The sequence below is a fragment of the Haloferax sp. KTX1 genome (assembly GCF_902410085.1).
Classification (GTDB): domain Archaea; phylum Halobacteriota; class Halobacteria; order Halobacteriales; family Haloferacaceae; genus Haloferax; species Haloferax massiliensis.
The window spans coordinates 1-404 of sequence record NZ_CABPRH010000305.1; the positions used below are offsets into that span (position 1 = coordinate 1).

Here is a 404-nt window from a genome sequence, read left to right on the forward strand (position 1 = left end):
GACACGGGGAGAGTCTCTATATGCACATTGAGAGCAACATAGCGGTCCTAGAAACCGCTATGTTCGGCAAGGCCCTTACATCCGCATATGCAAGCCAGCATCCCGCAGCGAGCGACCGAGGGGGCAAAGAGCCACACATACGGATGCCCGCTGTGTAACTGTGGTGCGGACAGCGAAGACGACATTTACTGCCATCTGCTTGTCTCACACCGGAAGAGCGCACTTGTTGACGCGCTTCTCGAAAGAGTGGACAGCGACGAGCTGGCCCGGGTTTAATTTCGGTACGGGCGTCAGTATCATCTGGTAGTACTAAATAGTTAATTCTGGAGAGAGTAGTACAGTATTTGTGTTCACACTTGTCCACTTGTTACCCATATTCTGAAATCTGAGGGTAACACCGGCAC

General features: G+C 52.0%; 1 protein-coding gene. It reads left to right on the forward strand.

Annotated elements, in window-relative coordinates:
- Nucleotides 1-87: 87 nt before the first annotated feature.
- On the forward strand, nt 88-276 hold the full coding sequence (locus tag FY251_RS21950; RefSeq protein WP_014039293.1) for a hypothetical protein: 189 nt from the start codon (nt 88-90) through the stop codon (nt 274-276).
- Nucleotides 277-404 lie beyond the last annotated feature (128 nt).